The organism is Paeniroseomonas aquatica, from assembly GCF_030409335.1.
GTDB classification, from domain to species: Bacteria; Pseudomonadota; Alphaproteobacteria; order Acetobacterales; family Acetobacteraceae; genus Belnapia; species Belnapia aquatica.
Genome location: NZ_JAUFPN010000126.1, coordinates 34,005 through 50,516 on the forward strand (window position 1 = coordinate 34,005; position 16,512 = coordinate 50,516).

Genomic DNA, 16,512 nt, shown 5'->3' on the forward strand with positions numbered 1-16,512 from the left:
GCGGAAATTCGCCGCTACGGGCCTGATTTGTCGTTGGTGTGATGGCGGTCGGGTAGCGAGAGCGGAGCCGTGACGCCGGGTTTGCGGCGGCTAACCGCCAAAATTTACGGTGCCCTGCTCCTGTCCGGAGGCCATCAGGCAGGCGCTGCCAGCAGCTTCGGCAGGCGGATCAGGTTGTAGGCCGCCACCCGCAGCGTGAAGCCCCATCCGACGCGCTCGAGGCCGCGCAGCAAGGTCCGGCGCATGCCGCCAATCTCCTTGCCCCAGCCGAATACCTCCTCGATCCGCTTGCGAATGCGCTGGCTGACCGCGTAGCCCGGGTGACGCGTGGTTCGCCCGTCAATCGCTGAGCGCCGACCATTCTTGTGCTGCGCCACGTGTGGCGTTACTCCCAGGCCCCGCATCGCCGCCACGAAGTCCCGCGTGTCGTAGTCCTTGTCCGCGCCCAGCATGCTGCGCGGCGCGCGATCCAGCCCTGCCATCATCGCCTTGCCCGCATCCCGCTCGGCGGTGCCGGTCGCCCGTGTCGTGGTCGCCGCCACCGCCAGGCCGTGCCGGTTCTCCATCACCACATGCCCGGCGTAGCTAAGCTTGGAGGCCTGTCCGTTCGACTTCCGCGCCAGCCGCGCATCGGGATCGGTCTTCGAGGCGTGGGTCTCGTTGCTGCGCTTCTCGCCATGGAAGTCGCGCTCGCCGTTGCGGCCCGGCCCGGGTGGCGCGCCGGAGCCGTCCTTCGGCCGGAAGCTCTTCATCGAGGCCCAGGACTCGATCAGCGTGCCGTCCACCGAGAAATGCTCCGGCGAGAGCAGCGGCTTTACCCGCGGGTCGGCCAGTACCGCGGCGAAGAACTTCCCCGCCACCTCGCCCCGCAGCAGTCGGTCCCGGTTCTTGGTAAACACCGTCACGTCCCACACCGGGGCGTCCATCGACAGCCCAATGAACCAGCGGAAGAGCATGTTGTAGGTCACCTGCTCCATCAGCCGCCGTTCGGACCGCACAGAGTAGAACGCCTACAACAGCAGCGCCCGCAGCAGCTTCTCCGGCGCGATCGAATCCCGCCCGCCTGCGGCGTAGAGCGCATCGAAATCCCCGGACAACCGCTCCAGCGCCGCATTCACCAGCAGCCGGATTGCCCGCAGCGGGTGGTCCGACGGCACCAAGGCCTCCGGGCTCCATAACTAGACATCGACCCCGTCTGCCGATCCGAACCGCGCATCGCCCAACCCATCGCCGCTGACAAACGCCACAGCGAATCAGGTCACAGCCGTTCTGAACAGCCAAATTTCTGCAGCTTGCTAAAAACCTGACTGCGAACGATATAGTAACGGATAAGATTGGTGAGAAGTCAGGGTCTTGGCCGCAGCGCGATTTCACTGCCCGGCCGCCTCATCCTATTCACAGCCAATACGTTGAAGCCATTTCGAATTCGTTCACAGTCAGGCTTTGAGTTCCGATCGAACGCGAAATGCGACCTTAAGAAGGACCTCTGTCCCTACAACGCCGAGGGTGCCGAGTTGCGCGTCTTCGAGGTGACCTCGACCCGCCTGCCTCCCAGGGACGCCCTGCGCCTCGTGCTGAACTGCCTGACCGCCGCCGACGAGGACTGGGCACTGTCTGGAACGCCTCGGACTCCCGAAGCCCGACAGCGAGCTGGGCCACGTGCTCAAGGTACATGGAGTCAAAAGCGTGCAAGATGCGGCAATAGCGCTAAAATTGGTGTGGGGTTTCCGGAGGCAGCTCCCCGCCGATGCGGTGCAGACCCTGTTCCCCACGCATCAGGACCCGCGCAGCATGATGGAGTTCATATCATGGGGCGCCCCGCTGCTTCACGCGCTAGGACCATAGTGGCTACTGATATCTGGCCCTCGTCTTAAGGTAGAAAATTTCGATAAATTGAAAGGTCTGGATGCGCGTATGGTCTAGACTGATGTCGCATCCTTATGCGCAACAATATTTGTCTGGAGAGGAATGGAGAGATGAAACTGCCGCCGTACGGAAAGATGGGCGAAGGATACTTCGAAGCGATTGCGGCTGAAAATGTGCCCCCTGATTTCCTGCCATCTGACACTAATCGAGATGTGAGCTGGCACAAATGGCTTCTATCAATGAAAGATTTGATGGCGGATAACCTTTGGCCTTCTTATGACACTACAACGGGTGGATGGAACGGGGCGGCGCAGGATTTTGCGGAAGACCTGGTACGGTTTGAAGTCGCCATGATGATGGAGTGCTATCAAACAAATGGCAGTTTTTAGACAAAAAACCTGAATCTCCTACCTTAGCTGCTGATGCTCATACTCATCTATTACATTTTCGGTCCGAAGACGGCGGTAAGCCGTTTGGGACGGAATATTTCGAGTACGACTCATCGGCGCCATCGTGGCAGGCAGCCATGGTAGCTCCGATAATGAGAGAGGCATTGAGAAAGAAACTGGCTTCGGGTATTTTATATCTTAAAGCCGCATTTGTAAAGTTGCGTCCTTATCAAGCCTCCATGATTATCAGACCCCGTTTGAGAAGGTTGTCTGGGTCTGATGTAAGCGTCTAATCCCGGCCCTTTGGCCAGCGTTGCCGGCGGTTTCCTTGTTGGAGACCGCGATGTGGACCCCTGCTGATCGCACGCTGGTTGGGAATTTCGGCGCCGGGCGGGCGCTGACGGATGAGCAGTTTCAGTTGCTTGCGGCGTTGATCCCGCCGGCAAAGCCCGGCGGGCGGCCGCGCACGACAGACCCCCGGAGTTTGCTGGACGGGCTGTTCTACCTCGTCCGCACCGGCTGCCAGTGGCGGCACCTGCCGCCGCCTCCGGCCTTCCCGCCGTGGCGCACGGTGTACGGCTACATGCGCGCCTTCCTGCGGGACGGGGTTTGGGAGAGCATCCGCCACCATCTCGTCGTCCTGCTGCGCGAGGGCGCCGGGCGGGAGGCCAGCCCCACGGCGGCGGTCGTCGACACCCAGAGCGTGAAGACCACCGAAAGCGGCGGCCCACGGGGCTGGGATGCGGCGAAGCGGCTGAAGGGGCGCAAGCGTCACATCGCCGTGGACGCGGGCGGGCTGCTGCTGGGCATCGTCGTGCATGCCGCCAACATCCAGGATGCCGACGGCATCGGCGATCTGCTGAAACGCGTGAAGCCGCTCTACGCCTGGCTCCGCGCCGTGTTCGCCGACAGCGCCTACAATCGGCTCGCGGCCTTGCTCGCCTGCTTCCTGACCGGGCTCGCCTTGATCATCGTGCGCCGCCTCGCCGGCACCATCGGCTTCGTCGTCCAGCCGCGCCGCTGGGTGATCGAGAGGTCGTTCGGCTGGTTCGGCCGATGCCGCCGGCTGTCCAAAGATTACGAGGCGCTGCCCGAGGTCTCCGAGGCTATGGTGACCTTGGCAGCCATCCGCCTCATGCTCCACCGCCTCGCCCATCCCAACCGCAGGCGACTGCCAGCACCATAACTTCGCAAACATGGGATAATCGGGGCGGGCGACTTCCCCGAGCTTGGGACTAAAATCAATTTCGGGCACACCAATCTCGGGAGAAGCCGCTATGGAGCAGTATGTCGCACTCGACGTGTCGCTGAAGGAGATCAGCGTCTGCGTGATCGACGGCAAGGGCGCCGTGACGTTCGAAGGCAAAGTGGCGGCCGAGCCCGCTGCCCTTATCAGCCTCATCCGTAGCAAAGCGCCGCAGTTGGCGCGGGTGGGCCTTGAGACCGGCGCCACCTCGCCATGGCTGTATCATGCGCTCAAGGCGGCAGACCTGCCGGTGGTGTTGATGGACGCCCGGCATGCCCATGCCGCGCTCTCGATGCGGCCGACCAAGTCGGACCGCGGCGACGCCCGTGGCCTGGCCGAGATGCTGCGCATGGGATGGTACCGCGCCGTCACCGCCAAGAGCTTCACCGCGCACGAGCGCCTGGCCCTGCTTGCCGCCCGGCACCGTCTGGTCAGCATCCGTACCGACCTGGACGCGCAGATCCGCGGCTTGCTCAAGACCTTCGGCCTGATCCTCGGGCCGGGAAATACCGATGCCCTGATCCGGCGTGCCGAAGCCCTGGCGGAGGGTCATCCCATGGTCAGCAGCCTGGTGGCCAAGCTGGCCGAGGTGCGGCGGCATGTGGTGGCCCAAGTTGCGGCCTTGGACCGCGACCTCCGCCGCCTGGTCAGAAGCGAGCCTACCCTCCGGCGATTCATGACCGTGCCGGGGGTCGGGCCGATCACCGCGGTGGCCTTCCTCTCCACCATCGACGATCCGGAGCGGTTCAAGCACGCCCGTGACGTCGGCCCCTATCTCGGACTGACGCCCACCCGCTACCAGTCCGGCGAGACCGACCGGCACGGTCGCATCTCGAAGTGCGGCGATGCGTTTACCCGCACCTGCCTCTATGAGGCAGCCAATGTGCTGCTGACCAAGGTGCAGCGGTTCTCGCCGCTCAAGGCCTGGGGCACCCGCCTGGTGCAGCGGATCGGCGCCAAGAAGGCGCGGGTCGCGGTGGCTCGCAAGATCGCCGTCATTCTCCGCTGCATGTGGACGGACGGCACCGAGTTCTGGTGGACCCGCGAGGAGGCCAAGATGGCCTGACCCGCAGTTCACCACCCAGGCTCCGCTCCGGCGGAGAGGCTGTCTCTGCCGGGACGGCGGGTGGAAGCGACCGCGCAGAACCCGTTGGCCGGTCTGGCAGATATTGTTGGATCAGGCCGTCGCAAACATCGCGGCGCCCCATCCCTGACCCCCATCATGGGGCGGATCACACCGACCCCGGAGAGAACCATGACCCCGGCAGCGGTCAGCCTCCACTTCGGCGCTTGACCTGGAAACCCCGATTAGAGAACGGGGTCTCAGACAGAACGAGTTTGAGTCACAAACCGCCGCGACCTCATTAACCTCTTCAACATTTAGCGGTCACTGCTTGCAGGGCATCGTCGCTGGTTGCGCGGTTTTCGAAGTTTGGCAGCATAACAACTTACTCAGGAGCGCAGATTCTGCTGCTTGTTTGGCACAATTTTCAGTAGATATTGGTGACCGAAGAGTCTTTGCGGGAGTTCATTACCCGACAGACAATGTAGCATCATGGATTCTCGCAATGAACTTAATTCCGCATATTTTCAAGGAGCCAGAGCCAATCCTGAAATTTGCAAAGTTTGCGATTACCGAAAGAAGTCACGTCTATAAAGAATTACAGAAAAGAGCAACGGCGACGGTAGCTCTCACCAAACCCATCGCAGCCTTGGACGCTGCCCTTTCTATTTGAGCGTCCCATGATGCATTCCAGGCAATTCGGAAGCGGCACCGCCGCTACACCGCCGTCTCCGGCCGTACCGTCCAGGCCGGCATCCGCCAGTCGATCCCCTCCAGCAGCATTGAGAGCATCGCCGGCGTCAGCGACACCACGCCGCTCGCTGCCTGTGGCCAGACGAACTTGCCGCGTTCCAGCCGCTTGGCCAGAAGGATCAGGCCCTGGCCGTCCCAGACCAAAATCTTCGGCAGGTCACCGCGGCGGCCGCGAAAGCAGAACAGCGCGCCGCCATAGGGATCCTGCACCAGAACCGTCTGCACCTGGGCCGCCAGCCCGTCGAAGCCCTTGCACATATCGGTCACGCCGCAGGCAAGGAATACCCGCGTGCCGGGCGGCGGCCCGAACATCAGCGCCCGCCAAGCTCCGCCAGGACAACCCGCAACATCGCCGGATCCACCGCGCCGCTGACGCGCACAGTCGTCCCGGATGGGAACGCCACCTCGAGCAGGCCAGGCGCCTCGTCCGCCTTTGCCGGCGCGACCGCCGCGGCCACCGCAAGTTCCGGCACGACCGCGACCGGGGCAAAGCCCGACATGGCCGTGGCCAGCATCTCGCGCGGCCAGGTGAACAGCAGCCCGGTGCCGATGCCGTGCCGGTCCGCCACCACCTTGGCTATCGCACCATGCGCCAGCGTCTCGCCCACGATCCGCAGCTTGTCCTCGGCAGACTAGCTGCGGATTGGGAATGCTTGAATCGCCGCGCGCTGGCTTTCCTGCGCTGGGCCTCGGTCGGCCGGATGCTCCGAAGTCTGTGTCAGAAAACCGTATGATCCCGGACGGACTTTAAAGCGGAGCAAGTCCAGGGATAGAGGCGCCCCTGTGGGGGATAGCGGCACCCTGGTGAGGGATAGAGGCGCCCGGTGGGGGATAGAGGCGCCCCGATGGGGGATAGAGGCACCCTAGTTAGGGATAGAGGCGCCCGGTGGGGGATAGAGGCGCCCCGGTAGGGGATAGAGGTACCCTGGTGAGGGATAGAGGCGCCCCGGTGGGGGATAGAGGCGCCCCGGTGGGAGATAGAGGCGCCCCGGTAGGGGATAGAGGCGCCCCGGTAGGGGATAGAGGTACCCTGGTGAGGGATAGAGGCGCCCCGGTGGGGGATAGAGGCGCCCGGTGGGGGATAGAGGTACCCTGGTGAGGGATAGAGGCGCCCTGGTGAGGGATAGAGGCGCCCGGTGGGGGATAGAGGCACCCTGGTGAGGGATAGAGACGCCCGGTGGGGGATAGATGCACCTCAATCAAAACCTATTCAAATATTGGTTAAATTTTCATTGACTAAGAAGCCTGTTCGCTCGCAAACACACTATCTTGCGTCGTGGCGACATTATCGTACAAGCTTTGTTATAAGCTTAGCGGATCCACAGTAGAATATCAAAATAATATCGGAAAAATATGCATTTTGTTTTTATTTTTGGAAGAAAAAATTAACTATCTCCTCACTGTCTGCACACTAACTGGCTGAAGCAGTTCCAAGCGGCGTAAAAATTCCATCCTTTGCCAACGTGCCGACCTCTTTTCTGCCGTCTAACTCACGGATGACAGTACCCGACTGATATTTGTTGGCGTAAATCAACGGGACTCCAGGCTTACGCTCGATCACTACTCCTGGAATAGCCAAGCCCGAGGCTAAACGCCTCAGAGCAGCTTCGCTCTCCGCGGAATTACGCGCTCGTTGCTCAGGAGTAGGTTCCGGGCCAGTAACCGTCACACTACCGAAAGTAACGGTCCTCCTGGGCCTGCCGCCGGCCTCATTGACATGGACTGCCCATGTCTCAGTGAGTTCCATCTCCGCTTGCTCCTGCTTCAAGTCTCTCTCGAATTTGTCCATGGCTGTATCATACCAGAAAGTAAGCAAATACAATACGATGCCCAAATAGGCGATTGGAGAAAAACCGCATACCAACCTGGCACCAGCGGCGTACCATCCGCCCTTTCTGATCCACCTCGTTGAATGCATTGCGTTCAGCCGTCCTGATACCAAACTCGATCGCTCATTCTTGGGAGCGCCGGCGGCGACTTATGCGAACGTCCGCACGAAGCCTCCTCCTTGCATCGCTCCTAGCGGCGCTATCGGTCCATCGCACTAATTATCCAAAAGCCCGGCGGGCCTACTCAAATTACGTAACTGTTCAACCTGGGGCGAGTACCGATTGGCTCTGTAGGGCGGCACGGATGGCCTGATAGGCATCGGTACTGCGTCTCGCTGCAGTGCCGATGACAGAGCGAACGTCGGCGTAAAGATCAGCGCCCCAAGTGGATCGAAAACCACCGGTGACCTTGCGATCGGTGTCGGTCGGTCGAAGCTTTTGCTCGCTCCCATTGTTGTCGGTGGTAACGTCGGGATGATCGAGAAGGTGAAGAGCTGCTGACGTAGTTTCCCGTAGCGGTTTCGCAATCGCTGGCCGTGCCGATTCGTCGAGGCGAGCGCCATGACGGTATTGAGCGCATGCTCGAGGCGGCGGCGGTACTCACGCCGTGTGCTTTCGGCCAGACCGCGATGTCGCCGGGGAGAACGACGGCGCGTAGCAGCAACGCCTTTATGCGCGGGGCGAAGATGGCGTCGCCCGCCTTGGCGGCGTAGCGACAGTCACGCAGCTGATGCGCCAGGCAGATTTGCCAGGCCTCGGCGTGGCCACGCTGGGCGCCGTAGAGGTCGGAGACCCAGATCGCCGGACGATGATTGGCCATCACCTCGGCGACGATGCCGGCATCACGGCTGCGGCGGACCGCATGGATCACCACCTCGTCGTTCTGGAACACTTAGGTCCAGCAGCCGTCGACGCGCACGCAGGTCTCGTCTGAACAGACCACCCGGGACCCGGCGCAGCCGGGCCAGGATGGGCGCCTCTCCGGTGAGGAAACGAACCGGATATTCGCAAATCTAGCTGCGTGGGAGCAAGTGCTCCGGGATACATCGCTAGGTAAACCGCGCCCGCCCTCATTGTGACGGGGCCGCTCAGTGTCCCTGCAACAGCCATTCAGCGCCGCCACAAGCGGCAAAGCCTTCCCGTTTCCCAAACGGCGACCCGCGCCGTTCAGCCTTCGCCTGTCAGAGGCTGAGCGCGCCCGACTGGTGGATGAGGCCAAGGGCGCGCCCCTGGGGCATATATCAAGGCGAAGCTGCTGGGCTCGGCGCTGCCGGTGAGAACAAGGCGAAGCGGCCTTGCCGTCTGCGACCGGCAAGCGCTGGCCCAGGCCCTCGCTGCTCTTGGGGCCTCGCGCCTGTCCAGCAATATCAATCAGCTCGCAAAGCTCGCCCATATTGGGGCGCTGCCGGTGACCCCAAAGCTAGAAGCCGAGTTCGGCTCGGCGTTGGCTGACATCCACGAAATCCTCCGCCTGTTGGTTTCCGCCCCCGGCCTCAAGGCGGAAGGAAACGCGCCAGATATTCAAAGGATCGCAACGAAGCGGCGGCGCGGACCTTGCCGCGCGTCTGATGCGCATCGATGAGAACCAGCATGTCCGCGTCCATGAGATGCGCGGCTTCGTCGCCGATGATCTGCGCGGGGCATTCAATGAGGCGGAAGTACAGCGGCTAATCAGAGTAGGTCTGTGGTAACTCAAACCCCATCTCGGTAAGAAATCTAGACGGCATCTTTCCCCAGTTGCCGTAAGTATCCGCATAAGAAAGGCATAACCATTCTTTAGCTCGCGTAATCGCAACGAAGCAATTTCTCCTTTCTTCTTCCATTTCGGGACTATTTTCTCCGAGCTTAACGCTATGGAAACTAGGGAGAATGCTTTCTGCCATACCAGCTAAAAAGACATGATCGAACTCTTTCCCTTTAGCAGCATGAATGGTCATTAAAGCAACCATTGATTTCACAGGCGGAGGCTCTTTTGACCTGATAGACAGCTCTTGGAGAAATTGTTCAAGAGGCGCATCGCGACCAATAGCTCTTGAGATGTTTCGATTTAAGTCGTTCCAAGCGTTCCTATCTTCTGCAAGATCTACGAGGCTTTCGTCACCGGTCGGTAGATCTTGTATCACGGCATCTATGAAGTGTCGAAAACGCGATGGCTCTTTCCCATATTTGGCAGTGAGTTCCGCCAGCTTTAATCCCGCAGCGTCAATCTGAGGTGGGACCGCGGCTGCCCATTCGTCCAAATACGACCGGTTAGAAACCTCTGCTGCTGCTATAATATCGCCAACTTGTAGTTCTGTACCCCACCAACGATTGAACGCGCCAATCAAAGCCTCAAGAGCTCGCGTATCTAAAGGTCTAAGCGTCTGTCGGAGCACAGCTGATAGCCATAGAAATTCGGGTGAACGAAAGTCGTCGCGCCGTTGAGCAATCGCCGCAGGTACGCCAGCTGTGCTTAGAGCTTGCTGGATGCGTTCGAGCATGGCACGTGTGCGGGCCAAAACAACGACTTCGCTCCAGAGGCTTTTGTCGATACTTTTAATCCCACGTGCAACTGCAGCTGCTTCTGCGGTATCCGACGAAAAGCGCAACAAAGAAATATGAGTGCCGTCAGGGTACCTAAGATTTTTTTTGCCAGCTTCCAATGGCAATTTGGTCTCAGTTCGTTGCGAATTGTGTATTACGAGGCGGTTAGCCGCCATAACAATACTGGGGGGGCACCGGTAATTCGTTGGAAGCTGGATTTCTTGTGGTGCAAAGTCTGCCCGGAATCGTTGTATCTGCTGGTAACTTGCGCCGTTCCATTGATAAATTATTTGGTCGTCATCTGCCACTGCAAAAATATTCTTGAAACTATCACCGGCTAGTGCCCGTATTAGTCGATATTGTCCATCGTTTGTATCTTGGAATTCGTCGAAAAGCCAATATTTGTACGTTCTACGATAGGTGGTAGCAATTCCTGGATTGTTGGAGATTAAACTATGGGCGGCAGATATGAGAGAGCCGAAGTCTAAGGCATTCGCACGTAACAGCGCATTCTCATAAGCTCTGTAGGAATTCGCGATTCGACTTCCAGCCTCTTTATCTCGAAAGCTATTGGCGCTTTCTTCTGGCGAAATCAGACGCGATTTTAGCTTATCGATGATATTTAGGAGTTTTATATCTCCGTAACCCAGCCCTGCCTGTTTTAAAGCATCTCGTAGAAGCTCTTGTCTATCTGCATCAAGAGAATAAATAGCAAAATCCGGTCTTATGCCGATGTGAGAACCGTGCTGTTGCAACATTTGCATACAAAATGAATGAAATGTACCTATCAGGGCTCTACGCTCCTGATCTGGAACCAAGACGCTGACGCGCGCCGACATTTCATCAGCTGCTTTATTGGTGAATGTTAACGCTAGGACGCGGAAGCTTTTATCCGGACTGTCGGATAAAAGTTTTGCAATTCTCGTTGTCAGAACCCGAGTCTTGCCCGAACCCGGACCAGCCAAAACAAACAGAGACCCTTCATTCCAACACGAGGCAGATGCCTGAGGGGGCGTTAGCTCAGCAAGAGCTTGTTCCACTAATATCGTCATCACTCTAACCCTCTAAGCGAGATGATTGCATCTCGAAAAGCCTTTGGCATGCGCGCCGCAAGGGCCGCATCCTGTGCACATTTGCGGCCTAGAACGGCTCCGTAGGCACTTTTGCTCGCAACCAATGCCTTCAAAAGTGCCGCGTCATCGTAGGTTGGCGCTTTAGTTTCGCCGATATCCAGCAAAGATGCCTTTAGTTCGGCTTGCAATCCGTCCGCGATGAGCTGCTGTTCAATATCGCCTTCGGCTAGTTGATAGGTGCGGTGGGCAATCTCGGCAACATTAAAGCCCCGAGGCGAAAGTTTCTGAATATAAGATGTTCCAGCTGCGTCCCCATCAACGATCATTAACCATGGGTAGCCTAAAGCTCTTCCTAAGGCACAAAAACATTCAGGATTGCCGTTGTTTTGAAAGTCGATCACCGAAACTCCGTGTTCGTCGAGATTATAGCCAAGGCCCTCCGCAATGCCATGAACCAAATGATATTCGCATTGGCCTTCGACAAGCAACCATCTTCTCGCAAAGAAAATCTCGCCTCGTATTCGCCTTGCGAATGTTTCTAGCTGCGCCAGCTCTTCATCCGGTATAAAGCGTTGTGACAGTTCATACACACGTTTGAGCTCAACGCCAATTGCGGCACGATCAGGGTGGGTGCCATATGCGGTTAAGAGATCGCGGTAGATATTTTGGCCGAGAACTTGATGCACCACAATTTGGCCGAGTGAGCCATCATAACTTAACCGACCAGCTGATTTCGCCATTACCGCAAAAATAGAGGGTAGGTTAGGACACGACGCGCGATATTCTGTTGGGAGTGAATGAACAGTTGTTCCATTATTTCCAACACGAACAATCCGGATATCACGGAAGGGTACGTGTTCAAGGAAATAAGGTGAGTGTGTGCTGGCAATTTTTTGCCCAGGCAGTTCGGAAATGTGACGCCAAAGGGTGCGGGCTGCTTGTGGATGCAGATGTGTCTCTGGTTCTTCGATTGCAAGAACTGGAGAACTTTCTGGTCTGTATAGTTCATCGAGAAGATGCTCTATAAATGCTTTGAATAAAAACATTACTGACAGGCTTTGTACGCCTTGACCGTGCTTATGCAGTGGAAGCCAAGGTTTGTTAGCTTCAGACTTATATATCACTTCAGCTTTGGAAAGTATGTCCCATGTGTTTAAAGGCAGAAGCCGAAGGTCGGCTTCACCCGGTTGGTCCGCGGAAGCAATACGACTAATTGTTGAAAGTCCCGAAGATAAAGTTCCAAGAAGTGGGTCTGCTCGCAAAAGCTTTTTGTTGAGTAGGTCGAATACTCGTTGCGATTTTTTTTCAAGATCATCAGGTATTTGAACGGCTTTGAGTAACCGTCCCCAAAACTGGCTGCGGCTAGAAAATTCGTCCCCAGCGTCCCTGATTGCTTCCATATAAAATGCTGGGATGAACTGGAAAAACTCTTGGAGATTTAGCGCTCTAGCGCCCCGGCCAACAAGCGGTTGTCGGGTTACATTGAGGAATTCCCATTTAGGTATAAAGCTTTCTTCTAGAGCGTCCCAAGCACAACTCACGCGAAGAATAATTGATGCGACGCCAGATACAGGGTCGGTTTGGATAATATCGGCGAGATCTCCATGAATGTTTTCATGCCATTCGTTTGCAACGTTCTCTTGTATTTCAAGCTCAATTACAACCGGGTCTCCAATCTTTGGATCTGGCCGGGACTCACATAAATGTATGTCGTATTCGGTAAATCCGGTGCCCCGTTGTCCCCACCGCCTCGTCAGCGCTATGCGTATTGCTTCTAAAATGGCTGTCTTGCCCGAATTATTCGGACCAATTAGAACAGTGTTTTCGCCGAATTCAATATCTGCTGACCGGATCGACCGAAAATTATTAATTCTTACCCTCTTTAGCCGCATCAAATAGTACCCCTTTCCAGTCCGCACTAGTTATTCAACCCTACTATTTAAGCGTAACGAGCTCCAGCGATGTTTCCTTATTTCATTATAGGCATGTAAAAAAACCGAAACAAGCTTGCTCTCAGGTAAAGCAGCGTTCCAAGGGGCAAGCACGCTCCTTGGTCGATGGGGTCCAGGGGAGAGCGAAGTCTCCGCTTGGTCGTGATCCACCCGGGAGAGGGTGGCGGACATCCAAACCGCGCAGGGTTGGCTATGGGGTGTCGGGGAGCGCGGAGGCTCCCTGACTGGTGGTGCGTCGGCCAAACGACTCATGGCGCAGATCCGGCCCAAAGCCGGTGAATGCGCCATAGGCTGGGGATATCCAACGGGGGCGGGCACCGCCCCCTTGGCAAGATTGCGATACTACACCGCATATCTTGCACTCTTCGCTACGGCCAGTTTGAGCGTAGGCGGGTCATCCAGTTCTTCGAGTCGGCTTCCTGCGCTTCCATAATGAGCGCTTTCGCCTGGTTGACGGTGATCCTGGCGTAGCTTGCAGGGATCATTGGGAACATCATGTCGGCACCGATCACCTCACCATGCGTCACGATATGAATCGCCGTATCGACCGGGTTCTGCCCATCCTTCGTTCCTACCTGCCACCCGGTTGAGTCTGGTGAAACCGGAACAGCTGCTAGCCCGGATTATGCACGAGGGCTGGCGGACATGGCGCAAGCCATTGATCGAGCATAGAATTCGGCTGCGAGACCAGAACCCAGCCGATTTCGGAGCCCATGCCCGCCAAGGTTGAAGCTACCTCTGCGTTGCCCGGCCTGTCACCGGTCTGCGGCAAGCCGATCATCGCCCGCTTCGACGGCGGCCAGCTCTCCTCAGATGCCGGTGTGCTGGCGCTGCGCGAGATCGAAAGCCGCCTCGGTATCGCTGACCGCCTGGCCGCCTGCGTGGCCGATCCCCGCGCGGCGGGGCGGGTCGTGCATGGCATCGCCGACATCCTGCGGTTCCGGATGCTGATGATTGCCGCCGGCTATGAGGACGGCAACGACGCCGACAGCCTGCGGCACGACCCGGCTTTCAAGCTCGCCCTCGGCCGGCTGCCGGATGGTGCCGCGCTGTGCTCGCAGCCGACCATCTCGCGGCTCGAGAACCTGCCCCGGCCGCGTGACCTGCTACGCATGGGCCAGGCCATGGTCGGGCTCTACTGCACCAGCTTCCGCCAGGTGCCACGCCGCATCACGCTCGACATCGACGACACCTTCGATGCGGTCCATGGCGGCCAGCAGCTGCGGCTGTTCAACGCCTACTACGACGCATACGGCTTCCAGCCGATCGTCGTGTTCGACGGCGAAGGCCGCCCCGTCGCCGCCCTGCTGCGCCCGGCGTGTCGACCGACCGGGCGAGAAGTGCGTGGCTTCCTCCGCCGCCTGGTACGCGAGATCCGCGGCCACTGGCCGCGGGTCGAGATCCTGCTCCGTGCCGACAGCCACTACTGCGCCCCTGAGGTGCTGGATTTCTGCCGGGTCGAGCACATCGATTTCATCCTTGGCGTCGCCACAACCACAACGCTGCGCCGCCATGTCGAGGCCCTGGAGCGCAGCACCGCGGCCCGGCAGGCCGCCACGGCCGGCCCGGACAAGCTGCGGCGCTACAAGGAATTCCACGACGGCGCCGCCAGCTGGAGCCGGGTCGAGCGCATCATCGCCCGTGTCGAGGCCAGCGTGCAGGGCACCGACACCCGGTTCGTCGTCACCAACCTGGCCGGCGGCGCGCCGCGCACGCTGTACGAAGAGCTCTACTGCCGCCGCGGCCAAGCCGAGAACCACATCAAATCCTGGAAGACCCACCTGGCCGCCGATCGCACATCCTGTCACCGCGCCAGTGCCAACCAGCTGCGCCTGATGCTGCACACCGGCGCCTACTGGCTCATGTGGTCGCTGCGCCGCCTGATGCCGGCGCGGTCGTCCTGGCGCGTCGCCCAGTTCGACACGCTGCGGCTGCGCCTGCTGAAAATCGCCGCTCGCATCGTCGCCTGGAAGACCAAGGTGCTGGTCCATCTGCCCAGCGGCTGTCCCGACCAAACCATCCTGCGGCTTGCGCTCGAACGCCTGCCGCGGCTGGTCATCTGAACACCGGGGCGATGTCGCCCTGACCGAGCCCGTCACCGCAGCCCCAAGCCTCGCAATCAGCACCCCACCGCCGACCTCACAGCCGGCGGGCCGTCAGCATGCCCGCGCAACCAGGCCGTGCAGACAGAAGAGCCCGATCAAGCCGCGCAGAGCCCCTGCTGAATTTTTCGGGCTAGCCGCTTCGTCGGACCCGTCCGCCATGCGACTGAGCCTTATGCCTGGTAGCGCTGCGCTTTAACCTGCCCCGGCTCGGAAACCTTGCTCAGGTACGTGCTGGTTCGGGCCTTGCCGGTGTGGTCCTTGGAATGTGCAAGTCGATGACCGTCACCTCCACATCCTGGCCAAGCTTGCCGAGCATCGTCAACAAACGGTTTACGGTGAAACGATCTAGGTTAGCACGGCGGATGCGAGAGAAATCAGCGGCGGCATAGCCTGTGAGCTCTGCTGCCTTTCTGACGGTGAGGGTTTGCTCGTTCAGCGCCTTAGAGCCTGACTGTGAACGCTGCCGCAATGGGGGTTGGATGGTCGGGTAGGCTGTGATTCCAACAGGTTGTCGAGACCGAGTTGGATGAACAGCCTGATGTGGACCCCGACCACCCGTGCCCTTCATAGGCGGGAGGGCCTGCGCTTCGCCAGTGATGTGACCGATGCGGAATGGGCGGTGCTGGCACCACTCCTGCCGCCCGCTTCTCCGGTCGGCCGGCGACCAAGCTGGCCGATGCGCGAGATCATCAATGCGATCTTCTACGTCCTGCGTGGCGGCATTCCCTGGCGCATGTTGCCGGATTGCTTCCCGCCTCGGCAGACGGTCTATGCCTGGTTCCTGGCCTTCCGCGAACGCGGGGTCTGGGAGAGCATCAACCACCACCTTGTCATGCTCGACCGCGAACGGGCTGGCCGTGAAGCCAGCCCAACCGCCGCGGTGATCGACAGCCAGAGCACCAAGACTACGGAAGCAGGTGGTCCGCGCGGCTACGATGCCGGCAAGAAGATCAACGGCCGCAAGCGCCACGCCATGGTCGACACCGATGGCCGCCCACTGGTCCTGCAGTGCCACGCAGCCTCGGTCCAGGACCGCGATGGCGCCATTCCGCTGCTGCAGGCGTCACGTGCCCGCTTTCCCTTCGTCGAGCGGGCCTTTGCCGATGCAGCCTATGCCGCCGACCGCGTTGCCCAGGCCACCCGCATCGCCATCGAGATCGTCCGCAAGCCGAAAAACCAGGTCGGCTTCGCCGTTCACCCGCGCCGCTGGGTGGTCGAGCGATGTTTCGCCTGGCTCGGCCGCAGCCGCCGGCTCGCCAAGGACTTCGAGGCGACCATCGCCTCGGCCACCGCCTTCCTCTACGCCGCTTCCGTCTTGCTACTCATACGCAGGCTGGCACGTTCCGCATGAGTTCACAGTCAGGCTCTTAATAATTCGGGCCGCCAGGATCAAGCGAAGCTGCTCCAGCGTGGCATTGGGCTGTTTTAGATAGCGCAAAAGGTTGCCGCTTCCCCGCACCAGTTCAACATCATCTTTGCTCATCTTAGCTGCTCCTTCAGTCGTTTAAGCCTTTACGCAATTAGGTCGATCTCCCCTTTTGGGGTTTTGATGCCGCTCTTCGATTTCTTCTGGAAGGCATGCAGAATCCAGGTATCATTATCGATCTGGACGGCGTAAGGCGGCTGATCGACCTCTGCCAGTGGCTGTGGGAGGAATACCGGGTCACGGTGGCCAAGCAGACGCTGAGCCGCGAGGTGCGTGCGCTGGGCTAC

The 16,512-nt window shown here is 59.2% G+C and carries 15 protein-coding genes and 1 pseudogene; 6 read left to right on the forward strand and 10 right to left on the reverse strand.

What is annotated here, in order from left to right; all coding sequences use genetic code 11:
- Positions 1-134: 134 nt before the first annotated feature.
- Positions 135-1,216: pseudogene (locus tag QWZ14_RS11435) on the reverse strand (IS5 family transposase).
- A 760-nt stretch (positions 1,217-1,976) separates the two neighbouring features.
- Between QWZ14_RS11435 and QWZ14_RS11440 the strand changes: the two are divergent.
- The 4 genes from QWZ14_RS11440 (at position 1,977) to QWZ14_RS11455 (ending at position 5,237) form a co-directional block, all read left to right on the forward strand.
- Positions 1,977-2,255, forward strand: a complete 279-nt coding sequence (locus tag QWZ14_RS11440) for a hypothetical protein (RefSeq protein ID WP_290316788.1) — start codon at positions 1,977-1,979, stop codon at positions 2,253-2,255.
- A gap of 343 nt (positions 2,256-2,598) precedes the next feature.
- Positions 2,599-3,441, forward strand: a complete 843-nt coding sequence (locus QWZ14_RS11445; protein ID WP_290316802.1) for an IS5 family transposase — start codon at positions 2,599-2,601, stop codon at positions 3,439-3,441.
- A gap of 91 nt (positions 3,442-3,532) precedes the next feature.
- Complete coding sequence (locus tag QWZ14_RS11450; RefSeq protein WP_290316789.1) at positions 3,533-4,567, forward strand: IS110 family RNA-guided transposase; 1,035 nt, start codon at positions 3,533-3,535, stop codon at positions 4,565-4,567.
- A 241-nt stretch (positions 4,568-4,808) separates the two neighbouring features.
- Positions 4,809-5,237, forward strand: a complete 429-nt coding sequence (locus QWZ14_RS11455) for a phosphatase PAP2 family protein (RefSeq protein WP_353959298.1) — start codon at positions 4,809-4,811, stop codon at positions 5,235-5,237.
- Between the two features lie 44 nt (positions 5,238-5,281).
- Here the strand turns inward: QWZ14_RS11455 and tnpB are convergent, their stop codons facing one another.
- The 7 genes from tnpB to QWZ14_RS11490 all read right to left on the reverse strand — a co-directional run bounded on the left by tnpB (position 5,282) and on the right by QWZ14_RS11490 (position 13,221).
- Complete coding sequence (gene tnpB / locus QWZ14_RS11460) at positions 5,282-5,629, reverse strand: IS66 family insertion sequence element accessory protein TnpB (RefSeq protein WP_290316791.1); 348 nt, start codon at positions 5,627-5,629, stop codon at positions 5,282-5,284.
- Entirely contained in the window at positions 5,629-5,925 is a 297-nt protein-coding gene (locus tag QWZ14_RS11465) for a hypothetical protein (protein ID WP_290316792.1), read from the reverse strand. Before QWZ14_RS11465 ends, tnpB begins: the two co-directional genes overlap by 1 nt.
- Positions 5,926-6,728: 803 nt before the next feature.
- The gene (locus QWZ14_RS11470; RefSeq protein ID WP_290316793.1) at positions 6,729-7,106 is read right to left on the reverse strand and encodes a hypothetical protein; all 378 of its coding nucleotides are present in this window, start codon (positions 7,104-7,106) and stop codon (positions 6,729-6,731) included.
- A 301-nt stretch (positions 7,107-7,407) separates the two neighbouring features.
- On the reverse strand, positions 7,408-7,674 hold the full coding sequence (locus QWZ14_RS31970) for an IS66 family transposase (RefSeq protein ID WP_353959299.1): 267 nt from the start codon (positions 7,672-7,674) through the stop codon (positions 7,408-7,410).
- A 1,139-nt stretch (positions 7,675-8,813) separates the two neighbouring features.
- Positions 8,814-10,721 (reverse strand): ATP-dependent helicase, encoded by a 1,908-nt coding sequence (locus QWZ14_RS11480; RefSeq protein ID WP_290316795.1) that lies wholly within the window; start codon positions 10,719-10,721, stop codon positions 8,814-8,816.
- Positions 10,721-12,634 (reverse strand): ATP-dependent nuclease, encoded by a 1,914-nt coding sequence (locus QWZ14_RS11485; protein ID WP_290316796.1) that lies wholly within the window; start codon positions 12,632-12,634, stop codon positions 10,721-10,723. Before QWZ14_RS11485 ends, QWZ14_RS11480 begins: the two co-directional genes overlap by 1 nt.
- A 428-nt stretch (positions 12,635-13,062) precedes the next feature.
- Positions 13,063-13,221 carry a hypothetical protein gene (locus QWZ14_RS11490; protein ID WP_290316797.1) on the reverse strand — a complete coding sequence of 53 codons (159 nt, stop codon included), beginning with the start codon at positions 13,219-13,221 and terminating at the stop codon, positions 13,063-13,065.
- A gap of 186 nt (positions 13,222-13,407) precedes the next feature.
- Here QWZ14_RS11490 and QWZ14_RS11495 point away from each other — a divergent pair, with 186 nt between their 5' ends.
- On the forward strand, positions 13,408-14,757 hold the full coding sequence (locus QWZ14_RS11495; RefSeq protein WP_290316798.1) for an IS1380 family transposase: 1,350 nt from the start codon (positions 13,408-13,410) through the stop codon (positions 14,755-14,757).
- A 262-nt stretch (positions 14,758-15,019) separates the two neighbouring features.
- On the opposite strand, the gene QWZ14_RS31975 is transcribed toward QWZ14_RS11495, so the two are convergent.
- Positions 15,020-15,367: an XRE family transcriptional regulator gene (locus QWZ14_RS31975; RefSeq protein ID WP_353959297.1), complete on the reverse strand. Its 348-nt coding sequence runs from the start codon at positions 15,365-15,367 to the stop codon at positions 15,020-15,022.
- Between QWZ14_RS31975 and QWZ14_RS11500 the strand changes: the two genes are divergently transcribed.
- Positions 15,338-16,150: an IS5 family transposase gene (locus tag QWZ14_RS11500; RefSeq protein WP_290316803.1), complete on the forward strand. Its 813-nt coding sequence runs from the start codon at positions 15,338-15,340 to the stop codon at positions 16,148-16,150. The two genes, QWZ14_RS31975 and QWZ14_RS11500, sit on opposite strands and share 30 nt — an antisense overlap.
- Here the strand turns inward: QWZ14_RS11500 and QWZ14_RS11505 are convergent.
- Positions 16,118-16,282: a hypothetical protein gene (locus QWZ14_RS11505; RefSeq protein ID WP_290316799.1), complete on the reverse strand. Its 165-nt coding sequence runs from the start codon at positions 16,280-16,282 to the stop codon at positions 16,118-16,120. The two genes, QWZ14_RS11500 and QWZ14_RS11505, sit on opposite strands and share 33 nt — an antisense overlap.
- Positions 16,283-16,512 lie beyond the last annotated feature (230 nt).